This window comes from Streptomyces sp. NPDC107654 (genome assembly GCF_055639035.1).
In genome coordinates this window covers 240,903-265,154 of record NZ_JBVKBI010000010.1, presented here as the reverse complement: position 1 = coordinate 265,154, position 24,252 = coordinate 240,903, and the positions used below count along the sequence as shown (strand labels likewise).

The following is a 24,252-nucleotide window of genomic DNA, read 5'->3' as shown; positions in this document are numbered from 1 at the left end:
TGCCTTTCGGGAGGGATCGGCCTGGTCGGTGGCCTGGTCGGTCTCTAGCGGTCCCCGAAGATCGTGCGGTGCCAGTCCTTCCTGGCCACCGCCGTGTTGTCGAACATTACGTGCTTGACCTGCGTGTATTCCTCGAAGGAGTACGCCGACATGTCCTTGCCGAAGCCGGAGGCCTTGTAGCCGCCGTGCGGCATCTCGCTGATGATCGGGATGTGGTCGTTGACCCAGACGCAGCCCGCCTTGATCTCGCGGGTGGCGCGGTTCGCGCGGTAGACGTTGCTGCTCCACGCGGAGGCGGCGAGGCCGTACGGGGTGTCGTTGGCCAGCCGGATGCCCTCATCATCGCTGTCGAACGGAAGCACGACCAGCACGGGACCGAAGATCTCCGACTGGACGATCTCGCTGTCCTGGGCCGCGTCGGCGATCAGGGTGGGCCGGTAGTAGGCGCCGTCCTTCAGCTCGCCCTGGGGGATCTCGCCGCCCGCCACCACGCGCGCGTGCCCCCGCGCTCGGTCCACGAAGGCGGCGACCCGGTCGCGCTGGGCGTGCGAGATCAGCGGCCCCAGGTCGGTGCCGGGCGCGAAGGGGTCGCCGAGCCGGACGGTGTCCATCAGCGCAGCGGTCCGCTCCACGAACGCCTCGTACAGGGGACGCTGCACGTACGCGCGCGTGGCGGCCGTGCAGTCCTGCCCGGTGTTGATGAGCGCGCCCGCGACCGCGCCGTGCGCGGCGGCCTCCGGATCGGCGTCGTCGAAGACGACGAAGGGCGCCTTGCCGCCCAGCTCCAGGTGCAGCCGTTTGACGGTGGCGGTGGCGATCTCGGCGACCCGCCTGCCGACGGCGGTGGACCCGGTGAACGAGGTCATGGCGACGTCCGGGTGCCCGACCAGGCGCTCGCCGGCCTCCTTCCCGGTCCCGGTGACGATGTTGATCACGCCGTCCGGGATGCCCGCGTCCGTGGCGGCCTGGGCGAACAGCAGCGAGGTCAGCGGGGTCAGCTCGGCGGGTTTCAGCACGATCGTGTTGCCCGCGGCGATCGCCGGGAGGATCTTCCAGGCGGCCATCTGCAGGGGGTAGTTCCAGGGCGCGATGGAGCCGACGACGCCGATGGGTTCCCGCCGGACGTACGACGTGTGGTCACCGGAGTACTCACCGGCGGACTGCCCCTGCAGGTGCCGGGCCGCGCCCGCGAAGAACGCGGTGTTGTCGATGGTGCCCGGCACGTCGAACTCGCGGGTGAGCTTGAGCGGCTTGCCGCACTGGAGGGACTCCGCGCGGGCGAGGTCCTCGGCGCGGTCGGCGAGCACGGCGGCGAACCGGTGCAGGGCGTCCGAGCGCTCGCCCGGCGTGGCGGCGGCCCAGCCGGGGAACGCGGCGCGCGCGGCGGCGACGGCCGCGTCGACGTCCTCCGTGCCGGCCAGCTCGTACGTGTACACCTCCGCGCCGGTCGAGGGGTCCACCACGGCGTGGTGGCGGCCCGAGGTGCCCTGGGCGAGACGGCCCGCGATGAACTGCGCGCCGTCCGCGAAGCGGTCCGGTGCGGGAAATCGTTCCGGGGTGGCGGTGCCCGGGTTGTGCATGTCGCTCTCCTCCGCCGTACGTCCGTCCCGGGGGGCGGGTGGCGTAGCTCCAGCTCGATTTGAGTGCCGATCCTGACAGAGCCATAGGACTCCAACAAGTGATTCCGTTGTTGCCTTTTGGTTACGCGACGGAATCTGTCGACCAGGTGTCGAGTCGGGGGCGAAAAGGACGGACGGAGTGTCAGTGGTACGTGCCACACTCGCGTGCATGGGGAAGATCGACGGGGTGGACGCCCTGATCAGGGAGGTCCGGGCGGGGTCACGGATCAGGTATCTGCACTTCTGGGGGCACCGGCCGCGACCGGACGGCCGGGTCGGCGCGAGCTGCCTCAGCCAGTGGTGGCCGGCCCCGTTCACGGTGGACGGGGTGGAGTACGCGACGGCCGAGCACTGGATGATGGCGGGCAAGGCCCGGCTGTTCGGGGACGCGGAGGCGGAGCGCCGGGTGCTGGCCGCGGAGCATCCGGCGGCGGCGAAGAAGGCGGGCCGGCTGGTCCGGGACTTCGACGAGTCGGTGTGGGAGCGGGAGCGCTTCCGGCTGGTGGTCGAGGGCAGCGTGCACAAGTTCGCCGCCCATGACGACCTCGGCCTGTTCCTGCTGAACACCGGGGACCGGGTGCTGGTGGAGGCGAGCCCGCCGGACCGGATCTGGGGCATCGGCCTCGCCGCGGACGACGAGGCGGCCGGTGATCCGGAGCGCTGGAAGGGCCTGAACCTGCTGGGCTTCGCCCTGATGGAGGCCCGGGAGCGGCTGGCGGGGGCGGGGGCGTAAGCGTGTGGCGGGGGCGGGGGCGTAGCCCTGCGGAGATCGCGGGAGCGTAGCCCTGCGGAGGGGATGTGCCGTCACGTCGAGGAGCTGCCGGCCGGGGGCCAGTCGGGGGCGCCGGTCGCCTCCGCTGCGACGCGCCGCCACTCCTCTTCGCCGCCGGACAGCGGCCAGGCCCAGGTGGGCCGCTTCGCCGTGCGCAGCTCGTGGAGCCGGCGTGCGAGGACCGGCCCTGCGAGGGCGGCGCCGTCGGGGACGGCGGTGCCGTGGGCGGCGCGCAGCTCGGCGTACCGGGCCAGCTCGGCCCCGTAGCCGTGGACCGCCCGTGCGGTGCCCGCCGCCACCTCGTCGCCCGGTGCGGTGCGGTGCAGATGCATCAGCGGCGGTGCCGTCGACTCGGCGATCGCCGCGGCCAGCCGCGCGTGACCGTCCAGGACCAGATGGCAGTCCAGGCCGCTGACCCACGACAACAGCACGGGCGGGAGCGTTCCGTCCCGGACCTGCTTGCGGTACGCCTTGACCCGGGCGTCGCGCGCGTCGGGCATCGGGCGCAGCGGGAGGATCTCCCAGGAGCCGGAGTGGAGGAACCAGTCGATGTACCCGTCGGGGTGGCCCTCGACCAGCATCTCCCCCCAGTACTCGGCCTCCGGCAGACCGAGGTGGTTCCAGCGCAGGAGCGGGCTGTCGGGCGAGATCAGCCAGCGGCCGTCGTGGAGCGGGCCACCCGGCACGTCGAGCAGGCACGACACGAGACGGTGGGCCCAGCGGGCCGGGTCGCCGGCCAGGTCCCGTGCCGTCCGCGCCCGCAGCGGCGGGACGGGCGGGTGATAGGCGTCGGTGCGCCAGAAGTCCACCCCGCCGTCGTCCCGCTCGACGTCCGCGAGGAGCACGGGCCGCGACTCCTGGGCCAGGAGCAGCCGCCGTTCCGCGGTGAACAGGCACAGGCCGGGTCGCCGCCGGGACCGCACCTCCAGGGACAGGCCCGTCCACGTGCCGTCGTCCCCGGTGAGGTCCGTGCGCCGCACGGCGGGCCCCCTCCTGCCGGGGTGCTCAGCCACGCGTCGCGATGACCAGGGCGAACAGGCCCAGGACCAGGACGATGCCGGCGGCACCGCAGATGATGCCGGCCAGGGCCACGCCCGGGTTCGTCGCCTCGCCGCGGCGTGCCCTGCCCCGGCCGATCCCGCCGAAGATCAGGGCCAGGACGGCCAGCACCAGGGCGACCGGCCACATGACGAACCCGACCGCCGAGATGATGCCGAGCACCAGGGAGGCGGTGCCCATGCCGTTGCTCGGCGGAAGCTGCATGCCGGGCCAGGCGTAGCCGCCGGCGGGGTAGGGGGCGCCGTAGGGGGTCTGCTGCGGGCCCGGGTAGCCGTAGCCGTAGGCCGGTGCGGGGCCCGGGTGGCCGTAGGGCACCTGGCCGGGGCCGCCGGGGGCGATGGGCGGCGGGGGCACCGGTTCGGCTCCGCCGTGCGGGGCGGAGGGGGGCGCGAAGGGGTTCACCGGCGCCGGGGGCGCGAAGGGGTTCGCCGGAGGGGCGGGGGGTGCGAAGGGGTTCTGCTGGGGGGCGGCGGCCGGGGGTGCGTATCCGTGGGCCGGGCCGGCCCAGGGTGCGGGGCCGGCGTCGGCGGGTGCGGGCGGGGCCGTCGGCAGGGAGGTCAGCGTCTGCTGGTCGTGGACCGAGGCGGGTGCCGGGGCGGCGTCCTGGGCCGGTGCCGGCTGCTTCCGCAGGGAGACCTGGGCCGCCGAGGACGGGTGCGCGTCGGTCTGCTCCCGCGGCGCGGACTGCGGCACGTCGTCGGACATGGTGAAGGGCCCCCCTCGCTGGACGTCCCGCCATGCTACGGGCCGGACGGGAGGCCATGGCCCGGGGCCTACGATGATGCAGCGCGGACGCCGCGCCACCGATCAGCCGATCACCCCGGGGAGGACCCCTTGACCGACAGCTCCGTACCCGCCACCGGCACAGCCGACCGCGATCTGCGCGCCTTCGTCGCCGGGCTGCCCAAGGCCGAGCTGCACGTCCACCACGTCGGCTCCGCCTCCCCCCGCGTCGTCTCGGAACTGGCCGCCCGCCACCCCGACTCCAAGGTCCCCACCGACCCCGAGGCCCTGGCCGAGTACTTCACGTTCACCGACTTCGCGCACTTCATCCAGGTCTACCTGTCGGTCGTGGACCTCATCCGCACCCCGGAGGACGTCCGGCTGCTCACCTACGAGGTGGCCCGTGACATGGCCCGCCAGCAGGTGCGGTACGCCGAGCTGACGATCACGCCCTTCTCCTCCACCCGGCGCGGGATCGACGAGCGGGGTTTCATGGACGCGATCGAGGACGCCCGGAAGGCGGCCGAGGCCGAGTTCGGGACCGTACTGCGCTGGTGCTTCGACATCCCCGGCGAGGCCGGTCCGGAGGCGGCCGAGGAGACGACACGGCTCGCCACCGAGGACCGGATCCGCCCGGAGGGCCTGGTGTCGTTCGGGCTCGGCGGGCCGGAGGTCGGCGTGCCCCGGCCGCAGTTCAAGCCGTACTTCGACCGGGCCATCGCCGCCGGGCTGCGGTCCGTGCCGCACGCCGGGGAGACCACCGGCCCGCAGACGGTGTGGGACGCGCTGACCGAGCTGCGCGCGGAGCGGATCGGACACGGCACCAGCTCCGCGCAGGACCCGAAGCTGCTGGCCCACCTCGCCGAGCACCGCATCCCGCTGGAGGTGTGCCCGACCTCCAACATCGCCACCCGCGCGGTCCGCACCCTGGAGGAGCACCCGATCAGGGAGTTCGTCCGGGCCGGGGTGCCGGTCACGGTCAACTCCGACGACCCGCCCATGTTCGGCACCGACCTGAACAACGAGTACGCGGTGGCCGCCCGGCTCCTGGACCTGGACGAGCGGGGCCTGGCCGGTCTGGCGAAGAACGCCGTGGACGCCTCCTTCCTGGACGCGGAGGGCAAGGCGCGGCTCGCCGCCGAGATCGATTCCTACACCTCGGCCTGGCTGGGCTCCTGACGCCCCTCACAATGGGCCCATGCAGACCGTGACCGCCGTGGCCCACCGCGGCGACCCCTACCGCTTCCGCGAGAACACCCTCGACTCACTGCGTTCCGCGCTCGACCAGGGCGCGGACGCCGTCGAGGTCGACGTGCGGCTCACCCGTGACGGCGTCCCCGTGCTGCTGCACGACGAGACGCTGCAACGGCTGTGGGAGGTCGGCCGGCCGCTGGCCGCGCTCTCCGCCGAGGAGCTGCGCGGGCTGACGGCGGGCGGGGTGCCGACGCTCGCGGAGGCGCTGGCCGCGACCGGGGACAGCAGGGTGATGGTGGACCTGTGCGGGCCGGTCGGGCGCCGTACGGTCGAGCGGACGCTGGACGTGGTCCGGCAGAGCGGGGCCCGGGACCGGGTCTACTACTCCGCGCACGCGGAGACGATGCTCGCCGTGCGCGCCGCCGACCCGGCTGCCGAGATCGCCCTGACCTGGACGAGCCTGGCCCCGCCCCGGCCCGCGGTGCTGGCCGCCGTCCGTCCGCGCTGGCTCAACTACCGCTTCTCCCTGGTGAGCCGGGAGCTGGCGGCCCGCGTCCACCACGACGGCTGTCTGCTGTCGGTGTGGACGCCGGACACCCGCCGCTCCATGAGCCGCCTGCTGGACCTGGGCGTCGACTCGATCACCACGAACCGGATCGACGTCCTGCACGCCCTGCGCACCGCGGCCCCGCGGGACCACACCCGGGCCCGCTGAGCCACCGTCGCCGGATCGGCCGGGGGGCGCGGGTGGCGTACCGCGGGACCGGGGTGTCGTCCGTGCCGGGGTCGCGGACCGGGCCGCGGCGCCGGACGCCCCCGGTCGGAGCCGGCCGTGACGTCCTCCTCCACCGCGCCCCACAGGGTCGGCGGCACGCTCGGGCCGTGGTCGGCGCGGCCCGGCGGGTGAGTCGGTCCCCTCGGGGAGAGAGACGGAGCGGGTGCCGCGGCGCCGACAGCCCTCAGCGCCGCCACCCCCACCCGTAGGGGCCGCCCCCGAGAACTCCCCCAGTTCCACGGCCGGTTGGTCGGGGCCGCGCCAGGGTTCCACGCCGTCCTCGGTGAGGATCCGCGTCCCGCACCGGCGCCGGAGGATGATCACCAGTCGCCTTCCGCACGCCGAAGCGTCCTCAAGGAGTTCTCGCATGCGCCGCACCCGTCGTTCCCTCCTCCTGGCCACCGCCGTCGTCACCGCGCTGGCCGCCGGCCCGCTGGCCGCGCCCGCGTTCGCCGCACCCGCTCCCCCGGCGTCGGCCCGCGCGACCACCGGCCCGGACGCCGAGGCGCTCGCCGCCGCGCTCGCCGGGCTGCCGGATCACGACGTCACCGCCGCGCTGCTGCGCGTCGGCGGTGACGGGAGCTGGCGCGGGACGGCCGGGGTACGGGACGTGCGCAGCGGGGCGCCGGCGCTGGAGAACGGGCGGTTCCGGGCCGGTTCGGTGACGAAGGTGGTGACCGCGTCGATCGTGCTGCAACTGGCCGCGGAGGGCCGGATCGACCTCGACGGAACGGTGCAGCACTACCTGCCGGGTCTGCTCACCGATGACTTCGCCCCGATCACCGTACGGCAGCTGCTGAACTACACCAGCGGCCTGCGCCCGGGCTCGTCCCTGGGCGACACGGTGGAGGCGGGGTACGCGCACCGCTTCGAGACGCTGACGCCCCGGCAGGTCGTGGCGGACTCCGTGGCCCAGGGCCCGGCGTACGCGCCGGGCACGCGGCAGACCTACGGCAACATCCACTACACCGTGCTGGGCATGCTCATCGAGAAGGTGACCCGCGACTCGTACGCGCACCAGGCCGAGGCGCGGATCTTCCGGCCGCTCGGCATGCGGCACAGCTCCTTCCCCGTCGGCGGGGACCCCCGGATCCACGGGCCGCACAACCGGGGCTACGACTGGATCGACGGCAGGCTGGTCGACGTGACCGACTGGAACATGACCGACCGGTTCGCCGCGGGCGACCTGATCTCCACGACCGCCGACCTGGAGCGGCTGCTGGTGGGGCTGTTCCGCGGCCGGGTGGTGCCCGAGCCGCAGCTGAAGGAGATGTTCACGCTGCCGGACGTGCCCGGGGCACGGTACGGCGCCGCGCTGGAGCGGTTCGAGGTGAACGGCAGGGTGATCTGGGGCAAGACCGGCTCGCGGCCGGGCTACACCGCGGTGATCGCCGCGACCCGGGACCTGTCCCGCACCCTGGTCTACTCCGTGAACTCCACGGACGCCAAGGGCGACGGCCAGCAGGCCGCCGCCCAGCGCTTCGCGTTCCCGGCGTTCAACCGCTGACGACGGCGGCGGCCGGGGGCGCCGACGGCACGCCCAGCGCCTCCAGCCGCTTGATCTTCGTCCGTACGACGTACAGCGGGACGACCCCGAGGACCCCGAACGACATGTCGATGACGCTCCACCAGAGCGGGATGCCGCGCACGGGTCCGCAGACCAGGGCGAGCGGGATGATCCCCGCGCAGGCGATCATGCCGAACTCGACCACCCAGATGTTGCGGACGGGATCGCGGTAGGGGCCGTAGAACGCGACCGCGATGACGAGGTGGGCGAAGGCCAGCCAGTCGGTGCCGTACAGGACGAAGGGGTACTCGGCGTCGACGCTGTCCAGCCCCTCCCGCACCCGGGAGATCCACGCCGTCAGCCCGGGCAGGTGCTCCGGCACGGACAGCGCGCGCAACGCGCTCTCGGTCCAGTGCAGTTCGTGCACCAGCGGGAAGGCGGTGGCCCCGCTCAGGACGAGGCACACGACGAAGAGGGCCAGCCAGACACGGATGCCCTTGAGCAGGGCGGCTCTGTCGCTCATGACAGGAGCGTACGCCGAGAATTGAACATGTTCAAAACCCCTTTCCCGACGGGGACTTCCGGTGCGTCATTTCACAATGCTCGGACATACGCGTAAATTTCCGCCCACCGCTTCGAGCGCTCACCGGCAGACGGGGGCAAGGCATGGGCACGGACGACCGCGTCAGGGTGACGCCCGGGATCGCACGGCTGCACGCGTCACCGGCACTCGCCGGCCCCGGCCGGCTGGGGCTGGTCACCAACCACACCGGTGTCCTGCCCGACCTGCGCCCCACCGCGCCCGCTCTGCTCGACGCCGGCGTACGGCTGGTCGCCCTGTTCGGTCCCGAACACGGGCTGCACGGCAGCGGCCAGGCCGGCGAGAGCGAGGCCGCCCGGACGGACCCCGTCACCGGGCTGCCGGTCCACGACACCTACCGGTGCGACGGCGAACGCCTCGACAAACTGCTGATCGACAGCGGCGTGGACGCCCTCGTGTACGACCTCCAGGACATCGGGGCCCGGTTCTACACCTACGTCTGGACCATGTTCGACCTGATGGTCTCGGCGGCCCGTACGGGCCTGCGGTTCGTGGTCGCCGACCGGCCGAACCCCCTGGGCGGACTCGTCAGCGAGGGCCCGCCGCTCGACCCGGCCTGGGCCAGCTTCGTCGGACGTGCCCCGCTGCCCGTCCGGCACGGCCTCACCTGCGGCGAACTCGCCCGGCGGCTCAACACCTCCGCCGTGCCCGAGGCGGCCGGCCGCGCCGCCGAGCTGACGGTGATCGAGGCGGCCGGCTGGCAGCGGGCCATGGACGCGGAGGCCACCGGTCTGCCCTGGATCGCGCCCTCGCCGAACATCCCGACGCCGGCCACCGCCCGCGTCTACCCCGGCACCTGCCTGTTCGAGGGGACGAACCTCTCCGAGGGCCGCGGCACCACCCAGCCCTTCGAGATCATCGGCGCCCCCTACCTCGACGACCGCTTCACCCCCGCCCTCACCGAACTCGCCCTGCCCGGCGTGCACTTCCGCGACCTGTGGTACGTCCCGGCCTTCCACAAGCACGCCGGACGGCCGCTGCGCGGCGTCCAGTTGCACATCACCGACCGCGAGGCGTTCGCTCCCGTACGCACCGCCGCCCTGATGCTCGCCACCGTACGGCGGCTGTACCCGGACGACTTCGCCTGGCACACCGCGAACGGTGGCGTGCCGGGGGACGACCGGCGGCACTTCATCGACCTGCTGTGGGGGTCCGACCGGCTGCGGCACGCCGTGGACGCGGGCGAGGACCCGCTGCCGCTGTGCGAACCCCCGGCACCGCCGGGCCGGTGGGCCGGCGACGACGTGCTGCTCTACTCCTGAGGCCGGAGATCCAGGAGGCCGGACGTATGACCGGACGTATGAGACCGGACCCCGAGACCCGGCCCCCCGAAGGCCGGCCCCCCGCCACCGGGAAGGACGACCCGTCAGTGACCGTTCGTACGATCCCGCCCCGGGCCGGCGTCCGCGGCTTCCGCGTCGGCGACGGCCCCCGGCTGGTGGAGGCGTGGCGCCGGAGCGCGCCGGCCGATCCCGTCACCCCGGACCGCTTCCGCTCCCTGGTGCTGCTCGACGCCAACTTCGACCCCGAGGGGCTGCGGGTGGCCGTCGACGGGGACCGGGTCGTCGGCGCCGCCTACGCGGTGCGCCGGCTCACCCCGCTGGCCGGAACCGACCTGGAGCCGGAGCAGGGCTGGATCCCGTTCTTCTTCGTGGACCCGGCCGCCCGCCGGCGCGGCCTCGGCCGCCGGCTGCTGACCGAGGCCCTCGACTGGCTGCACGCCCACGGCCGCACCCGGGTGGACTTCTCCTCGTACACCCCGCACTACGTCCTCCCCGGCCTGGACGCCGCGACCTACCCGGAGGCCGCCGGGCTCCTCGGATCGCTGGGGTTCCGCACGCTGTACGAGGCGGCGGCGATGGACCGCGGCCTGGTCGGCTACCGCCTCCCGGAGGAGGTCGCGCGGCGCGCGGAGGAACTGACGGCACGGGGCCACCGGTTCGGCACCCCCTGCGACGACGACCTGGTGGACCTGGTCGCGCTCGCCCGGGACCACTTCAACGCCGACTGGGCACGGGCGATCCGGACCTGTCTGGCCGCGGGCACCCCGCTGGACCGGATCGTTGTCGCCCGGGACCCCGCGGGCCGCCTGGCCGGCTGGGCGATGCACGGCGCGTACGACCGCGCGGACGAGCGGTTCGGGCCGTTCGGGGTGCTGGAGGAGATGCGCGGCACCGGGCTCGGCAAGGTCCTGCTGCACCTGGTCCTGGAGCGGATGCGGGCGCGCGGCGCGCACTCCGCGTGGTTCCTGTGGACCGGCGAGCGGTCCCCGGCGGGCCACCTGTACCGCGCCGCGGGTTTCCGCACGACCCGGGTGTTCCGCGTACTGCGCCGGGAGGCCGCCCGATGACACCGCCACCCCGCGGCACCGGCGGTCTGAGCCGCCGTCGCTTCGCGCTCGCGCTCCCCCCGGCGCTGCTCGTCTCCGGATGCGCCGCACCGCACCGGGGCACCGGGCGGCCCGGGGACCCGATCGTGCTCACGCTGCTCTCGCACTACGCGAGCGGGGTGCTCCGGGAGGCGCTCCAGGGCCCGGTGCACGAGTGGAACGCCACGCACGACCGGGTCAAGGTGCGGACACTGGCCGTGGAGTTCACGGACCTGCTGACCACGTTCATGGTCCGGCAGGCCGCCGGGCAGGGCGCCGACATCGTCCACCCGTACTGCCTGTGGAACGGCCAGCTCGTACGGGCCGGCGTCCTGCGGCCCGCCCCGCCCGAGCACGCCGGGGAGATCCGGCGCGGCTACGGCGAGGCGGCGGTCGGCGCCGCCTCGGTGGGCGGCACGGTCTACGGCTACCCGACCGAGGTGCAGACCTACGCCCTCTACTACAACAAGCGGCTGCTGCGCGCGGCCGGCGTCGACGGGCCGCCGCGCACCTGGCGGGAGCTGGAGGACACGGCGTACCGCACCACCCGGCGGGACCGGTACGGCAACACGCTGGTCCAGGGGTTCGGCCTGTCCGTGTACGACGACTCCACCACCGTCGGCCAGACCCTCGCCCTGCTCAACGCGGCGGGCGGGAGGTTCGTCTCCGCTGACGGCAGGAGCACCGCCCTCGACTCCCCCGCCGGCCGGGCGGTGTTCGGCCTGGAGCGGCGCCTCGTCTTGGAGGGGGCGAGCGACCCCGGCGTCAACGTCTACCAGGCGTTCGCGTCCGGGCGGGTGGCCATGGTGATCAGTGCCGGCTGGTGGACCGGGAGCCTGCGGGCCGTGATGGGCGGGGCCTACCGGGACGTCGGGGTCGCGCCCGTGCCCGTCCCCCGGGCCGGTGACCCGCGGGCCACGCTCTCCACCGGTTTCATGCTGGGGGTCAACACCGCCAGCGCACACCCGCGTGAGGCCTGGGAGTTCCTGCGCTGGCTCAACACCGCGAAGGTGCGCGGGAAGAAGGGCACCACGGCGACCCGGATGAGCGCCCTGCAGGTGGCGGCCGGCTCGCTGACCGCCCGTGCCGACGACATGCGGACGCTGCTGGGCGCGGGCGGCGACCCGAACCTGCGCCCGTTCCTGGACGCGCTGGCGTACGCGGTGCCGGAGCCCAACGGGCCGGGCGCGCAGGCGGCCAAGTCGCTGCTGCGCAAGAACATCGAGGCGCTGTGGACCGGTCAGCAGTCGGTCACCGAGACCCTGCGCGCCGTCCGCCGCCAGGTCGATCAGGAGGTGGCGCGCTCATGGTGAACACCCTGGCACCGGAGCCGACCGAGCGGGCGCCCGGCGCACGGGCCGGCGGGCCCGCCGGGCCCGCGGGGGGCGGCCGCGGGCGGACTCGGCGCCGGCACCGCCAGGCCGTCGTCGCCTATCTGTTCCTCGCGCCGACGCTGCTGTTCTTCGCGGTCTTCCTGGCCCTCCCGCTCGGTTTCGCGCTGCTGCTGTCGCTGTCCCGCTGGGCCGGTTTCGATCTCGCGGACATCGATCCGGCCGGCCTCGACAACTTCGCCGGTCTCTTCGCGGACGGGTCGACGTTCCTGGTGCCGGTCCTGAGCAACACGCTGCTGTTCGCGCTCGGCACCGTGGCGCTGGCGCTCGCCGGTTCCGTGCTCGTCGCCACCTGCATCGAGAAGCTGCGCTGGCAGGGGCTGTGGCGCACCCTGTACTTCCTGCCGATCGTCACGACCGTCGTCGCCGTCGGCAACGTGTGGAAGTACATGTACGAACCGGGCGGCCTGGTCAACGGCGTGCTCAACGCCCTGGGGCTCGGCTCGGTGGCGTTCCTGCAGGACCCGGACACCGCGCTGCCGTCGCTCGTGGTCGTCCAGGCCTGGGCCTCGCTGGGCTCGGCGATCCTCGTCCTGACCGCCGGGCTGAAGTCCGTTCCGGAGTCGTACTACGAGGCCGCCGCGCTCGACGGGGCCGGTCCCGTCACCGTGTTCCGGAGGATCACGCTGCCGCTGCTGCGGCCGTCCCTGCTCTTCGTGTGCGTCACCCAGTTCCTCACCGGCCTGCAGTCCTTCGCGCTGATCATCGTGATGACCAAGGGCGGCCCGGGTGACGCGACCGACGTGGCCGCGCTGGAGATGTACCGGCAGGCCTTCGCCTACGGCGACTGGGGCACCGCGAGCGCCGCCGCCTTCGTGCTGTTCCTGGTGGTCCTCGCGGTCACCCTGGCCCAGTTGTGGATCTTCCGGCGGAAGGGGGAGGACGCGTGAAGGGGGCAGGACTCGTGACCGGTCGCCGTTTCCCGTGGCTGTCGTACCTGGTGGTCGTCATCGGCGCCGTGCTGACGGTGGTGCCGTTCCTCGACATGGTGATGACGTCCTTCAAGGGGCCCGGTGAGGCCGGCACGCTGCCGTACCGGTTCCTGCCGAAGGCGTTCGACCTGTCCAACTACCGGGCCGCCATGGACCAGTTGGACTTGCCGATGCTCTTCCGCAACAGTGTCGTCGCCACCGCGGTCATCACCGGATCGGTGCTGTTCACCTCCTCGCTCGCCGGTTACGCCCTCGCCAAACTGCGCTTCCCCGGCCGGGACCTGGTCTTCCGCCTGGTGCTGGCGACGATGATGTTCCCGCCGTTCCTGTTCTTCGTCCCCCGCTTCCTGATCCTGGTGCACTGGCCGCTGGCGGGCGGCAACGACCTGTTCGGGCGGGGCGGTGCGGGGCTGACCGTCAGCATCGTCGCGCTCGCCATGCCGTTCCTCGTCAACGGCTTCGGGATCTTCCTGATGCGCCAGTTCATGGTCGCGATCCCGGACGAGGTCCTGGAGGCCGCGCGCATCGACGGGGCCGGGGAGTTCGCCGTGTGGTGGCGGATCGTGGTGCCGCAGACCAAGCCGGTGCTGGTGACGCTCGGGCTGCTGACCTTCGTGGACTCCTGGAACGAGTACATCTGGGCGCTGCTCGTCTCGACCGCCCACCCGGACGTGATGACCCTGCCCGTCGGCATCCAGCTCCTGCAGGACCACGTCGACCCGGCCCGCACGATGCCGATCGTCATGGCCGGCCTGGTCCTGAGCGTCCTGCCGGTCCTGGTCCTCTTCCTGCTGCTGCAGAAGCACTACATCCGGGGGGTCATGCTCAGCGGCCTCAAGTGAGTCCCAAGGGGGTCACAGGCCCGCGATCCTGTTCCAGCGCCGGGCGAACTCCGTCCGTTCCGTGGAGGTGATGTCGCGGGCGACGGCGAGCCGCTCGCGCATCGTGCCGTCGGGGAAGACCAGGGGGTTGTCGGCGAGGGCCGCGGTGTCCCTGTCCCGGGCACGGGCGAGGACCTCCCGGGCCGCCGGCACCGGGCAGACGTAGTTCACCCAGGCGGCGAGCCGCGCGGCGACCTCCGGCTCGTAGTAGTGGTCGACGAGCCGCTCGGCGTTGGCCTTGTGGCGGGCCCGGTCGGGGATCATCAGGGAGTCCGACCACAGCTCGGCGCCCTCCTCGGGCACGACGAAGCGGATGTCGGGGTTGTCCGCCTGGAGCTGGATGACGTCGCCGGAGTACGCCTGGCAGGCCAGCACGTCCCCGCTGACCAGGTCCTTGGTGTAGTCGTTGCCGGTGAAGCGGCGGATCTGGCCGCGGTGGACCTCCCGCTCGACCTGGTCGCACACCCGGTGGAAGTCGTCGGCGGTCCACCGGGTGACGTCCACGCCGTTGCCCTGCATGAGCAGCGCGAACGATTCGTCCAGGCCGGACAGCAGGGTCACGCGGCCCTTGAGGTCCTGCGCCCACAGGTCGGAGACGGCGCGGATCTCGCGGCCGAGCCTGCGGTGGTTGTAGGCGATGCCGGTGATGCCGGACTGCCAGGGCACGGTGAAGCGGCGGCCCGGGTCGAAGGCGGGCGAGCGCAGCAGCGGGTCGAGGTGGTGCGCCACGTTCGGCTGGCGGGCGCGGTCCATCTCCTGCACCCAGCCCAGCCGGACGTACCGGGCGCACATCCAGTCGCTGATGACGATCAGGTCGCGGCCGGTGGACTGGTGGTTCATCAGCGCGGGGCTGATCTTGCCGAAGAACTCGTCGTTGTCGTTGATCTCCTCGACGTAGTCCACGGAGATCCCGGTGCGCTTCTCGAACGCCCGCAGGGTGGGCCGCCGGTCGGGGTCGTGGTCGTCGGTGTCGATGTACAGCGGCCAGTTCGCCCAGGTCAGCTTCTTGTCGGCCGCTGACTCGTCGGCCGCGGCCCGGTCCCCCGGGCGGACGTAGGCGGCGGGCACCCCGCATCCGGCCAGGGCACCGAGCGCGGCGGTGCCGCCGAGGGCGGCGAGGAGGGAACGGCGGGACGGCGCGGAGGTACGAGTGGAAGTCCGGGGCACCCCGAAAGCATGCCGGTCCGCCGCGCGTGGGGACAATCGACGCTGCGTCGAGCGCCCCGCCGCCCGCCCGACACCTTGTCGATCAAGCGGGTCCGGTCGCGGGGCGGGCCCATGGCGCGGCGCGGCCCCGGACGGAGAGGTGAACCCGTCCGGGGCCGCGCGGCTGTTCCCGGTGCTTACGCGTCCAGCGACGTCATCACGTGCTTGATCCGCGTGTAGTCCTCGAAGCCGTACGCCGACAGGTCCTTGCCGTAGCCGGACTTCTTGAAGCCGCCGTGCGGCATCTCCGCGACGAGCGGGATGTGCGTGTTGATCCACACGCAGCCGAAGTCGAGCTTCTTGGACATGCGCATCGCGCGGGCGTGGTCCTTGGTCCACACCGAGGAGGCCAGGGCGTACTCGACGCCGTTGGCGTACTCGACGGCCTGCTCCTCGTCGGTGAAGGACTGGACGGTGATGACCGGGCCGAAGACCTCGTTCTGCACGATCTCGTCGTCCTGCTTCAGGCCGGAGACGACGGTCGGGGCGTAGAAGTAGCCCTTGTCGCCAACCTGCTGGCCGCCCGCCTCGACCTTGGCGTGGGCCGGCAGGCGCTCGATGAAGCCGGCGACCTGCTTGAGCTGGTTGGGGTTGTTGAGCGGGCCGAAGAGCACGTCCTCGTCGTCCGGCTGCCCCGTCTTCGTCTCGGACGCGGCCTTGGCGAGCGCGGCCACGAACTCGTCGTGGATGGACTCGTGGACGAGGACGCGGGTGGCGGCCGTACAGTCCTGGCCGGCGTTGAAGAAGCCCGCCACGGAGATGTCCTCGACGGCCTTGGCGATGTCGGTGTCCTCGAAGACGACGACCGGGGCCTTGCCGCCCAGCTCCAGGTGGACCCGCTTGACGTCCTTGGCGGCGGACTCGGCGACGGACATGCCGGCGCGCACGGAGCCGGTGATGGAGGCCATCGCCGGGGTGTCGTGCTCGACCATCATGCGGCCGGTCTCGCGGTCGCCGCAGATGACGTTGAAGACGCCCTTGGGCAGGACCGAGCCGATGATGTCGGCCATGAGGACGGTGGAGGCCGGGGTGGTGTCCGAGGGCTTCAGGACGACCGTGTTGCCCGCGGCGATGGCCGGGGCGAACTTCCACACGGCCATCATCATCGGGTAGTTCCACGGGGCGACCTGGGCGCAGACGCCGACCGGCTCACGGCGGATGATCGAGGTCATCCCGTCCATGTACTCGCCGGCCGAGCGGCCCTCCAGCAGCCGTGCCGCGCCCGCGAAGAAGCGGATCTGGTCGACCATCGGCGGGATCTCCTCGGAGCGGGTGAGCCCGACCGGCTTGCCGGTGTTCTCCACCTCGGCCGCGATCAGCTCCTCGGCCCGCTCCTCGAAGGCGTCGGCGATCTTCAGGAGGGCCTTCTGCCGCTCGGCCGGCGTGGTGTCGCGCCAGCCCGGGAACGCGCGGGCGGCGGCCTCCATGGCGGCGTCCACGTCCGCCTGCCCCGACAGCGGCGCGGTGGCGTACGCCTCGCCGGTCGCGGGGTTGACCACCTCGGTGGTCCGTCCGTCGGCGGCGTCCCGGAACTCACCGTCGATGTAGTTGCGCAGACGACGCAGCTCGGTGCTCACTGCCGGCCTCCTGATCTGTTCACACTGTCCGTTCTTCGAGACACCCACCCTAGTCGCCGAACCGACGTTTTCAACACCCCTGTCGCCGTCACATCTGCGAAATCCGCAAGGTCTGGTCTCGGAAACAACGAATTTCATCGCCTGGGCCTTGCGAAACTATCGAGACGTCGTGCACAGTGAGGTCGTGGCCAGTCGAAGCGCAGACCAGAGGGACTCGTCCCGCGAGTCCAGGAACGGCAACAGTCCCCAGCAGGACGCCGTCTCCCTCGCCATCATCCAGCAGCTCCAGGAGGACGGCCGCCGGCCGTACGCGGCGATCGGCAAGGCCGTGGGCCTGTCCGAGGCGGCCGTGCGCCAGCGCGTGCAGAAGCTGCTGGACCAGGGCGTGATGCAGATCGTCGCCGTCACGGACCCGCTCACCGTGGGCTTCCGCCGGCAGGCGATGGTCGGCATCCACGTCGAGGGCGATGTCGAGTCGATCGCGGACGCGCTCACCGACATGTCGGAAGTCGAGTACGTGGTGATGACCGCGGGCTCGTTCGACATCCTCGCGGAGATCGTCTGCGAGGACGACGACCACCTGCTGGACGTCATCAACAAACGCATCCGGTGCCTGCCCGGAGTGCGCTCCACCGAAAGCTTCGTCTACCTGAAGCTGAAGAAGCAGACCTACATGTGGGGAACCCGATAACCGTGAGGACCCGATAACCGTGAGCACCAAGGACCTCAGCCGCACCGCGTACGACCACCTGTGGATGCACTTCACCCGCATGTCCTCGTACGAGAACTCCCCCGTCCCGACCATCGTCCGGGGTGAGGGCACCTACATCTACGACGACAAGGGCAAGCGCTACCTCGACGGTCTCGCGGGTCTGTTCGTGGTCCAGGCCGGTCACGGCCGCACGGAACTCGCCGAGACCGCGTTCAAGCAGGCCCAGGAACTGGCCTTCTTCCCCGTCTGGTCGTACGCCCACCCCAAGGCCGTCGAGCTGGCCGAGCGCCTCGCCGACCACGCCCCGGGCGACCTGAACAAGGTCTTCTTCACCACCGGCGGCGGCGAGGCCGTCGAGACCGCCTGGAAGCTCGCCAAGCAGTACTTCAAGCTCCAGGGCAAGCCGACCAAGTACAAGGTCATCTCCCGCGCGGTCGCCTACCACGGCACCCCGCAGGGCGCCCTGTCGATCACCGGCCTGCCGGCGCTGAAGGCGCCCTTCGAGCCGCTGGTGCCAGGCGCGCACAAGGTGCCGAACACCAACATCTACCGCGCCCCGATCCACGGCGACGACCCGGAGGCCTTCGGCCGCTGGGCCGCCGACCAGATCGAGCAGCAGATCCTCTTCGAGGGCCCGGAGACCGTCGCCGCGGTCTTCCTGGAGCCGGTGCAGAACGCCGGCGGCTGCTTCCCGCCGCCGCCCGGCTACTTCCAGCGCGTGCGCGAGATCTGCGACCAGTACGACGTACTGCTCGTGTCGGACGAGGTCATCTGCGCCTTCGGCCGCCTCGGCACGATGTTCGCCTGCGACAAGTTCGGCTACGTCCCGGACATGATCACCTGCGCCAAGGGCATGACCTCGGGCTACTCCCCGATCGGCGCGTGCATCGTCTCCGACCGGATCGCCGAGCCGTTCTACAAGGGCGACAACACCTTCCTGCACGGCTACACCTTCGGCGGCCACCCCGTGTCGGCCGCGGTGGGCCTCGCCAACCTCGACCTGTTCGAGCGCGAGAACCTCACCCAGCACGTGCTGGACAACGAGGGCGCCTTCCTGCAGACGCTGCAGAAGCTGCACGACCTGCCGATCGTCGGCGACGTACGCGGCAACGGCTTCTTCTACGGCATCGAGCTGGTGAAGGACAAGCACACCAAGGAGTCCTTCAACGACGAGGAGACCGAGCGCGTCCTGTACGGCTTCCTCTCCAAGGCCCTCTTCGACAACGGCCTGTACTGCCGTGCCGACGACCGCGGCGACCCGGTGATCCAGCTCGCCCCGCCGCTGATCTCCAACCAGGAGACCTTCGACGAGATCGAGCAGATCCTGCGCGCCACCCTCACCGAGGCGTGGACGAAGCTCTGATCATCCGCCCGGATGACCGGCCCGGCCCCGGCGCCCTCCGTTCGAGTGAGAACGGGGGCCCGGGGCCGTGTGCTGTCCGGCCTCCCCGCACCGGCTGCCTAGCGTTCCAGTGACCGACCGGCCCGGCTTTCGTTCCCCCGGACGGGGGAACGGACACGGGAAAACGGATCAGAACCGAGGTGTACGCCCATGGAGGCCCCGCCGGACAACGACGTGCTCTGGGCACGCTCCCTGCACTTCAGGCACCGTGACGGCTCCCCCGGACTCACCGGGGTCTCGCTCGGTGTCCGGGAGGGCGAGATCCTCGCCGTCAGCGGCCCGCGCGGCAGCGGCAAGACGACCCTGCTGCGCTGTCTGTCCGGCCAGGTGCCGGTGGACAGCGGGGAGGTCTGGTTCAACAGCTCCCCCGTGCACACCCTCGGCCCGATGGCCCGCGAGCGGCTGCGCCGGGACCGCTTCGGCTGGATCGACCCCGAGCCGCTCCTGGTCCCCGAGCTGAACGTGTGGGAGAACGCCGCGCTCCCGCTGATGCTGCGCGGCACCGGCCGGCGCCGGGCCAAGGCGGCCGCGCTGGAGTGGCTGGAGCGGCTGGATGTCGGCGACCTGGCCCGCAGCCGCCCGCACGCACTGCAGCAGGCCGAGCGCCAGCGCGTCGCCATCGCCCGCGCGCTCGCCCCGGCACCCGCGATCCTCTTCGCCGACGAGCCCACGGCATCCCTGCACCGCGCGGACCGCGCCCATGCGCTGCGCACCCTCACCGCGGCGGCCCGCTCGCACGGCATCACCGTCGTGCTCGCCACGCACGACCCCGACACCGCCGCCCTCGCCGACCGCACGGTGGCCCTGCTGGACGGGCGCCGGGTGCACACCGTGCACCTGCCGGACAGCCCCGACGCGGAAGGCCGGGCCGCGTGCTCGCTCTCCGCCTGACCCGTGCCGCCCGGCCCGCCGTCCAGCTGCGCCGCCTGCTGGTGGCCGCGGCCTCGGCGGGCACCGGCTTCCTGCTGCTGTCCTGCCTCGCCCACGCCCTGAACCACCCCGAGGCCGCGGACGCCGCCGCGCTGCGCCTGGCCTGGTGCGCGCTGCCTCTGGCCGCCACGGTGTACCTCGCGCTCGCCGTGGCCCGCACCGACCCGGGCACCCGGCCGCGCCCCGGCCTGTCCGCGGTGGGCCTAGGCCCGGCCCGCCTCATGGCGATCTCCGCCCTCACCACGGCCCTGTCCTGCGCCCTGGGCTCGGCACTGGCGCTCCTCTTCTTCCTCCACCTGCGCGGAGACCTCACCGGCATGCCGTTCGACGGCGCGGCGGCCGGCGTCCTGGCCGCGGGCGTCCCCCTCCCGGTCCCGGCCACGGCCACCCTCCTGGCCGTCCTGCCGGCCACGGCGACCACCACGGTGGCCGTGGCACTCCGCCCGAAGGACCCGCGGCCGCGACCCGCGGCGGAACCCCTCCCCGCGGAGAGCGCCACCGCCGGTGCGGACGGCGACGAGACGGCACCGGGCGGCGAACCCGGCCGCCGGCCTCCGGCACCGGACACCGGTCTCCGCACCCCCGTCGGCCTCCCCTGGGGCGTGGCCCTCGTCGCCGCCGGCCTCACCGCCCACGCCTACGCCGGCCGCTCCGCCCCCGCGCCCTCCCTCGCCGTGCTCCTCGGCTGGCTGCTCACCGCCACCGGTCTCGTCGTGGCCTCCCCAGGCCTCACCCACCTGTGCGGCCGGCTGCTCCAGGTCCGCCGGCCGGGTGCGCTGAGGCTGCTCGCCGGCCGGGTGCTGATGACGGAGGCCGCCCGGATCGGGCGTCCGCTCGGCGTGGTGTCCGCGGTGGCGTCCGCCGGCTACGCCATGACCACCCTGTACGACGGCCCGGACGCCGCCTTCGGCCCGCTGTCCGCCCTCGGCGCGCTCGTCGTCGCCGGGTCCACGGTCGCCACCCTCCTCACCACGGCCGTGGAGACCCGCCAGTGCCGTGCCGGCACCACCGCCGCGCTGCTCCGCCTGGGCGCGCCCGCGGGCACGCTCCGCGTGGCCGCCGCCCTCCGCGCGGCCGCCCTGCTGGCCCTGTTCGCCCCGCTCACGCTGGTGATCGCCGCGCTGTCGGCCCTTCCCCTGACCCGCTGACGGCCGCCCGCCCGGCCGGCCCGCGGAAAAAGGTGCGGTGATCGCCGATGAGTTCGGGGCGGCCCCCCGGTCCACCCCTTCGAACGCGACGGACGGACCGCGCACGACCCCGGGAGAAGCCCGCATGTACCAGCAGATGATCTTCGTGAACCTGCCCGTGAACGACCTGGACGCCTCGAAGAAGTTCTTCACCGAGCTCGGCTACACGATCAACCCGCAGTTCAGCGACGAGAAGGCGGCCTCGGTGGTGATCAGCGACACCATCTTCGTGATGCTGCTGACCAGGCCGTTCTACGCGACCTTCACCAAGAAGGAGATCGCCGACGCGACGACGACCAGCGAGGTGCTGATCTGTCTGAGCGCCGAGAGCCGCGAGAAGGTGGACGAGCTGGTCGACAAGGCCATCGCGGCGGGCGGCACGGCGAGCGGCGAGACCCAGGACCACGGCTTCATGTACGGCCGTGCCTTCGACGACCTCGACGGCCACACCTGGGAGGTCACGTGGATGGACCCGGCCGCGATCCAGGGCTGACCCCCCACGGCCCGAACATCCGTGCCAGCATGGGCGGGTGCAACCGACACCCGCCCAGCCGCCCCGTGCCGCCCACGACCGCGAGATCGAGTCCCTCGCCGAGTTCGACGCGGTGGTCGCCGAGCACGGCTCCCTCGCCCGATTCAGGGTCCAGGCCGTCGACCTGACCGGCCGTACCGACGTCCTGCTCCGCCTCGACATCACGGGTGCCGTGTTCCTCGGCTGCCCGATGGCCCCCGAGGCCGCCACCCGCGTCGGGGCCGCGGGAGCCCTGCTGTTCCCGCCCGTACCGGGGCTCCCGTTCGACCCGTACCGCGCCTTCGCCTACACGCCCGACGAGTTGTTCGAGTCGCTGGAGGAGGGGTACGAGGCGACGCCGGACGCGCGGGCCTACGCCTGGTTCCAGCGGACGAAGGCCGACGGTGACGTCTTCGCCTCGATGCTCCGCGCGGTCCACGACGACGCCATCTCCGACGCCCTCGACGAACTCCTCGCCGGCGCGCGGGTGGTGGGGGTCATGGGCGGCCACGCGATGGCGCGGGGAACCGACGCGTACGCCGGTGCCGCCCGGCTCGGCCGCGCGCTGGCCCGCGCCGGGTTCACGGTCGCCACCGGCGGCGGACCGGGCGCGATGGAGGCGGCCAACCTCGGCGCGTACGCGGCCCCGTTCGCCGATGGCATGCTGGACGACGCGCTCCGGCTGCTCGCCAAGGCGCCCTCGTTCCGGCCGTCGGTCACCGACTGGGCGCGCGCCGCGTTCGAGGTGCGCGAACGCTGGCCGGGCGGCGGGGAGTCGGTGGGCATCCCCACCTGGTTCTACGGTCACGAGCCGCCGAACGCCTTCGCCGCGCACCTCGCCAAGTACTTCGCCAACGCCACCCGCGAGGACGGCCTGCTGGCCCGCTCCACCGCCGGGGTGGTGTTCCTGCCGGGCGCCGCCGGGACCGTACAGGAGATCTTCGACAACGCGACGCCCAACTACTACGAGTCGCGCGGTGAGCCGACCCCCATGGTGCTGGTGGACAGCGGGCACTGGACGCGGGAGCTGCCCGCCTGGCCGCTGCTGCGATCGCTGGCCCGGGAAAGGGCGATGGAGTCCCGTATCGCCCTTGTCGACCGGATCGAGCAGGCGCCGGAGGCGATCAAACGTCTGGGTGGTTAATAAACGGGCAAAGTCAACGGCCGTTGACGGCCGACGCGTTGACACTACTTACGGAGCGCTTATAAACCTGTGAGCCTCCGGGGACACAGGGGCCTCACCTCATCCGACGCCCCAACTCCCCTGCCACCCCCCGCAATTGCTCTCTGTAAAGGACAAACGTTGTCCATGACTCGCCGTAGCGTACGCCGTTCCGTGCGCGTGCTGGGTGTCGCCTCCGGATCGGCGGCGCTGGTACTGGGCCTGGCCGGCTCCGCTCTCGCGTGCAACATCAAGGACTTCTCCGCCGAAGCCAAGTGCGACGGCGGCAAGGGCGTCATCGTCGTCACCGACAGGGACGCCTCCGCCAAGGACGCCACCGTCACCGTCTTCCTCGAGGGCGCCGGCGGCGTCGAGACCAGGATCGGCGAGCAGCCGGTCAAGGGGTCGAAGGAGGGCGCCCGGATCACCTTCGCGGAGGACTGGAAGCCCAGCGCCACCTACCGGATCCATGTCAAGGCCGGCCAGGCCGTCGACGAGGACATCCAGCCGGGCCTGGTGACCCCGTCCACCGCGTGCAAGACCGAGAGCCCGACCCCGACGCCCTCGGCCAGCACCACCCCGTCGGCGTCCCCGTCCCCGTCCGCGTCCAGGTCCGCGTCGGCCGAGCCGGCCGGTCCGGCCCCGTCGGCCTCGGAGTCGAGCACCGCCCCGGCCGGCACCTCCGAGAACGCGCCGTCCCCGGCGGCCGGTGACTCCAACCTCGCGGAGACCGGTGCGAGCTCCAACACCGGTCTGGTCGCCGGGATCGCGGCGCTCCTCGTCGTCGTCGGCGGCGGCGCGGTCTGGTTCGGCATGCGCCGCCGGGGGGCGAGCCGCAACGGCTGAACCGCGGGGAGCGGGTGCCGTCCCGGCTGAGCCCGCGCCGTCCGTCGTGGCGTGACCCGGCCCGCCCTCCCGCCACCGGGAGGGCGGGCCGGTGTGCGTCAGCCGAACGTGGACCGCTCCAGCCAGAACTCCAGCACCTCACGGTCGCCGAGCACCTCCAGGCCGGGCGCGTCCAGCGGCAGCCGGCGGTAGAAGGCGAGCAGCAGCGGGGTGAGCGGGCCGCGCAGGGCGACGGTGGCCTTCTCGTGCCCGCGCCGCCAGCTCACGCCCTTCTCGCCCAGCTCGACGGTCCACTCGGCGTTCAGGCCGGGGTCGGTGTCGGTGGCGTGCAGGTGGATCGAGCGCTCCGGGCCGCGCAGCTCCCTCTCCGGCTCTTGGGGCATGTTGCGCTGCACCCACTGCACGAGCTGCAGCCACTCGTCCAGCGCGTCCGCCGCGATGTCCGGCGCCACCTCGTAGGGCTGCCCGGCGGCGAGCGCGGCGTCGGCCCGGTGCACGGTGATCTCGCAGGCCATCCGGCGGGCCCAGAAACCGGTGTGCAGCATCCCGGTCCACGACCACACCTCGGTGTCCGGACCGGCCTCGCGCAGCGCGCCCACGACCAGCTCACCGGCGTCGGCGAGCCACTTGTCGAGGGCCGCCGCGTCCCCGCGCTCCTGCGGACCGGCGCCCTGCGGCACCTGCTCCGGCGGGATGTTCTCCCTGGCCCGGGTGCGCACCAGGGCATCCACCCAGCGCAGGGCGCCCCCCATGTGGCGCACGAGGTCTTCCAGCGACCAGTCGGGGCAGGTCGGCACGGTCGCGGACAGGTCGGCGCCGGAGGTCACCACGGCTCTCAACTGCTGTACCTGATGGGCGATTTCGTCGCAGTAACGGTCATGCGTGAGCACAGACATG

23 protein-coding genes are annotated in these 24,252 nt (G+C 72.8%); 16 read left to right on the top strand and 7 right to left on the bottom strand.

Annotation, left to right across the window (positions count from 1 at the left end; all coding sequences use genetic code 11):
* Nucleotides 1-44: 44 nt before the first annotated feature.
* On the bottom strand, nt 45-1,580 hold the full coding sequence (locus ACZ7N4_RS20350; RefSeq protein ID WP_471359702.1) for a gamma-aminobutyraldehyde dehydrogenase: 1,536 nt from the start codon (nt 1,578-1,580) through the stop codon (nt 45-47).
* Between the two features lie 208 nt (nt 1,581-1,788).
* On the opposite strand from ACZ7N4_RS20350, the gene ACZ7N4_RS20345 reads away from it, so the two are divergent.
* Nucleotides 1,789-2,352, top strand: coding sequence for an NADAR family protein (locus ACZ7N4_RS20345; protein ID WP_471359701.1), 564 nt, complete (start codon nt 1,789-1,791; stop codon nt 2,350-2,352).
* A gap of 71 nt (nt 2,353-2,423) precedes the next feature.
* Here ACZ7N4_RS20345 and ACZ7N4_RS20340 read toward each other — a convergent pair whose 3' ends face one another.
* Nucleotides 2,424-3,371, bottom strand: coding sequence for a hypothetical protein (locus tag ACZ7N4_RS20340; protein WP_471359700.1), 948 nt, complete (start codon nt 3,369-3,371; stop codon nt 2,424-2,426).
* A 25-nt stretch (nt 3,372-3,396) separates the two neighbouring features.
* Nucleotides 3,397-4,155 (bottom strand): DUF4190 domain-containing protein, encoded by a 759-nt coding sequence (locus ACZ7N4_RS20335; RefSeq protein ID WP_471359699.1) that lies wholly within the window; start codon nt 4,153-4,155, stop codon nt 3,397-3,399.
* Between the two features lie 18 nt (nt 4,156-4,173).
* Here ACZ7N4_RS20335 and ACZ7N4_RS20330 point away from each other — a divergent pair, with 18 nt between their 5' ends.
* The 3 genes from ACZ7N4_RS20330 (at nt 4,174) to ACZ7N4_RS20320 (ending at nt 7,649) form a co-directional block, all read left to right on the top strand.
* On the top strand, nt 4,174-5,352 hold the full coding sequence (locus ACZ7N4_RS20330; RefSeq protein WP_471359741.1) for an adenosine deaminase: 1,179 nt from the start codon (nt 4,174-4,176) through the stop codon (nt 5,350-5,352).
* Between the two features lie 19 nt (nt 5,353-5,371).
* A complete protein-coding gene (locus ACZ7N4_RS20325; protein WP_471359698.1) occupies nt 5,372-6,082 on the top strand; it encodes a glycerophosphodiester phosphodiesterase in 711 nt (236 codons plus the stop codon).
* A gap of 427 nt (nt 6,083-6,509) precedes the next feature.
* Nucleotides 6,510-7,649, top strand: a complete 1,140-nt coding sequence (locus ACZ7N4_RS20320; RefSeq protein WP_471359697.1) for a serine hydrolase domain-containing protein — start codon at nt 6,510-6,512, stop codon at nt 7,647-7,649.
* Here the strand turns inward: ACZ7N4_RS20320 and ACZ7N4_RS20315 are convergent.
* Nucleotides 7,639-8,172, bottom strand: coding sequence for a hypothetical protein (locus tag ACZ7N4_RS20315; RefSeq protein WP_471359696.1), 534 nt, complete (start codon nt 8,170-8,172; stop codon nt 7,639-7,641). The genes ACZ7N4_RS20320 and ACZ7N4_RS20315 overlap by 11 nt on opposite strands.
* A 143-nt stretch (nt 8,173-8,315) precedes the next feature.
* Here ACZ7N4_RS20315 and ACZ7N4_RS20310 point away from each other — a divergent pair, with 143 nt between their 5' ends.
* The 5 genes from ACZ7N4_RS20310 (at nt 8,316) to ACZ7N4_RS20290 (ending at nt 13,783) form a co-directional block, all read left to right on the top strand.
* Nucleotides 8,316-9,512: an exo-beta-N-acetylmuramidase NamZ family protein gene (locus ACZ7N4_RS20310; protein WP_471359695.1), complete on the top strand. Its 1,197-nt coding sequence runs from the start codon at nt 8,316-8,318 to the stop codon at nt 9,510-9,512.
* 107 nt (nt 9,513-9,619) lie between these two features.
* Nucleotides 9,620-10,600, top strand: coding sequence for a GNAT family N-acetyltransferase (locus ACZ7N4_RS20305; protein WP_471359694.1), 981 nt, complete (start codon nt 9,620-9,622; stop codon nt 10,598-10,600).
* Nucleotides 10,597-11,931: an ABC transporter substrate-binding protein gene (locus ACZ7N4_RS20300; RefSeq protein ID WP_471359693.1), complete on the top strand. Its 1,335-nt coding sequence runs from the start codon at nt 10,597-10,599 to the stop codon at nt 11,929-11,931. The genes ACZ7N4_RS20305 and ACZ7N4_RS20300 overlap by 4 nt, the downstream gene beginning before the upstream one ends.
* The gene (locus ACZ7N4_RS20295) at nt 11,925-12,899 is read left to right on the top strand and encodes a carbohydrate ABC transporter permease (protein WP_471359692.1); all 975 of its coding nucleotides are present in this window, start codon (nt 11,925-11,927) and stop codon (nt 12,897-12,899) included. The genes ACZ7N4_RS20300 and ACZ7N4_RS20295 overlap by 7 nt, the downstream gene beginning before the upstream one ends.
* Nucleotides 12,900-12,913: 14 nt before the next feature.
* Nucleotides 12,914-13,783, top strand: coding sequence for a carbohydrate ABC transporter permease (locus ACZ7N4_RS20290; protein ID WP_471359691.1), 870 nt, complete (start codon nt 12,914-12,916; stop codon nt 13,781-13,783).
* A gap of 12 nt (nt 13,784-13,795) precedes the next feature.
* On the opposite strand, the gene ACZ7N4_RS20285 is transcribed toward ACZ7N4_RS20290, so the two are convergent.
* Together ACZ7N4_RS20285 and ACZ7N4_RS20280 are read right to left on the bottom strand one after the other, a co-directional pair.
* Complete coding sequence (locus tag ACZ7N4_RS20285; protein ID WP_471359690.1) at nt 13,796-14,989, bottom strand: ABC transporter substrate-binding protein; 1,194 nt, start codon at nt 14,987-14,989, stop codon at nt 13,796-13,798.
* Between the two features lie 176 nt (nt 14,990-15,165).
* Entirely contained in the window at nt 15,166-16,605 is a 1,440-nt protein-coding gene (locus ACZ7N4_RS20280; RefSeq protein WP_471359689.1) for a gamma-aminobutyraldehyde dehydrogenase, read from the bottom strand.
* A 169-nt stretch (nt 16,606-16,774) separates the two neighbouring features.
* Here ACZ7N4_RS20280 and ACZ7N4_RS20275 point away from each other — a divergent pair, with 169 nt between their 5' ends.
* The 7 genes from ACZ7N4_RS20275 (at nt 16,775) to ACZ7N4_RS20245 (ending at nt 23,355) form a co-directional block, all read left to right on the top strand.
* Complete coding sequence (locus ACZ7N4_RS20275) at nt 16,775-17,296, top strand: Lrp/AsnC family transcriptional regulator (protein WP_471359688.1); 522 nt, start codon at nt 16,775-16,777, stop codon at nt 17,294-17,296.
* Between the two features lie 19 nt (nt 17,297-17,315).
* Nucleotides 17,316-18,680, top strand: a complete 1,365-nt coding sequence (locus tag ACZ7N4_RS20270; protein WP_471359687.1) for an aspartate aminotransferase family protein — start codon at nt 17,316-17,318, stop codon at nt 18,678-18,680.
* Nucleotides 18,681-18,869: 189 nt separating this feature from the next.
* A complete protein-coding gene (locus ACZ7N4_RS20265; protein ID WP_471359686.1) occupies nt 18,870-19,610 on the top strand; it encodes an ABC transporter ATP-binding protein in 741 nt (246 codons plus the stop codon).
* Nucleotides 19,592-20,797, top strand: coding sequence for a hypothetical protein (locus tag ACZ7N4_RS20260; protein ID WP_471359685.1), 1,206 nt, complete (start codon nt 19,592-19,594; stop codon nt 20,795-20,797). The genes ACZ7N4_RS20265 and ACZ7N4_RS20260 overlap by 19 nt, the downstream gene beginning before the upstream one ends.
* Nucleotides 20,798-20,921: 124 nt before the next feature.
* Entirely contained in the window at nt 20,922-21,329 is a 408-nt protein-coding gene (locus ACZ7N4_RS20255) for a VOC family protein (RefSeq protein WP_471359684.1), read from the top strand.
* Nucleotides 21,330-21,366: 37 nt separating this feature from the next.
* Nucleotides 21,367-22,491 (top strand): LOG family protein, encoded by a 1,125-nt coding sequence (locus ACZ7N4_RS20250; RefSeq protein WP_471359683.1) that lies wholly within the window; start codon nt 21,367-21,369, stop codon nt 22,489-22,491.
* A gap of 165 nt (nt 22,492-22,656) precedes the next feature.
* Complete coding sequence (locus ACZ7N4_RS20245) at nt 22,657-23,355, top strand: LAETG motif-containing sortase-dependent surface protein (protein ID WP_471359682.1); 699 nt, start codon at nt 22,657-22,659, stop codon at nt 23,353-23,355.
* A 98-nt stretch (nt 23,356-23,453) separates the two neighbouring features.
* On the opposite strand, the gene ACZ7N4_RS20240 is transcribed toward ACZ7N4_RS20245, so the two are convergent.
* The gene (locus ACZ7N4_RS20240; protein WP_471359681.1) at nt 23,454-24,251 is read right to left on the bottom strand and encodes a maleylpyruvate isomerase family mycothiol-dependent enzyme; all 798 of its coding nucleotides are present in this window, start codon (nt 24,249-24,251) and stop codon (nt 23,454-23,456) included.
* Nucleotide 24,252 lies beyond the last annotated feature (1 nt).

Bases quoted from the DNA above. Each gene is read 5' to 3' on its own strand.
- ACZ7N4_RS20320 (WP_471359697.1), top strand. From the start codon at position 6,510: ATGCGCCGCACCCGTCGTTCCCTCCTCCTGGCCACCGCCGTCGTCACC.
- ACZ7N4_RS20295 (WP_471359692.1), top strand. From the start codon at position 11,925: ATGGTGAACACCCTGGCACCGGAGCCGACCGAGCGGGCGCCCGGCGCA.
- ACZ7N4_RS20325 (WP_471359698.1), top strand. From the start codon at position 5,372: ATGCAGACCGTGACCGCCGTGGCCCACCGCGGCGACCCCTACCGCTTC.
- ACZ7N4_RS20350 (WP_471359702.1), bottom strand. From the start codon at position 1,580: ATGCACAACCCGGGCACCGCCACCCCGGAACGATTTCCCGCACCGGAC.
- ACZ7N4_RS20265 (WP_471359686.1), top strand. From the start codon at position 18,870: ATGGAGGCCCCGCCGGACAACGACGTGCTCTGGGCACGCTCCCTGCAC.
- ACZ7N4_RS20315 (WP_471359696.1), bottom strand. From the start codon at position 8,172: ATGAGCGACAGAGCCGCCCTGCTCAAGGGCATCCGTGTCTGGCTGGCC.
- ACZ7N4_RS20240 (WP_471359681.1), bottom strand. From the start codon at position 24,251: ATGTCTGTGCTCACGCATGACCGTTACTGCGACGAAATCGCCCATCAG.
- ACZ7N4_RS20255 (WP_471359684.1), top strand. From the start codon at position 20,922: ATGTACCAGCAGATGATCTTCGTGAACCTGCCCGTGAACGACCTGGAC.
- ACZ7N4_RS20300 (WP_471359693.1), top strand. From the start codon at position 10,597: ATGACACCGCCACCCCGCGGCACCGGCGGTCTGAGCCGCCGTCGCTTC.
- ACZ7N4_RS20310 (WP_471359695.1), top strand. From the start codon at position 8,316: ATGGGCACGGACGACCGCGTCAGGGTGACGCCCGGGATCGCACGGCTG.
- ACZ7N4_RS20245 (WP_471359682.1), top strand. From the start codon at position 22,657: ATGACTCGCCGTAGCGTACGCCGTTCCGTGCGCGTGCTGGGTGTCGCC.
- ACZ7N4_RS20335 (WP_471359699.1), bottom strand. From the start codon at position 4,155: ATGTCCGACGACGTGCCGCAGTCCGCGCCGCGGGAGCAGACCGACGCG.
- ACZ7N4_RS20345 (WP_471359701.1), top strand. From the start codon at position 1,789: ATGGGGAAGATCGACGGGGTGGACGCCCTGATCAGGGAGGTCCGGGCG.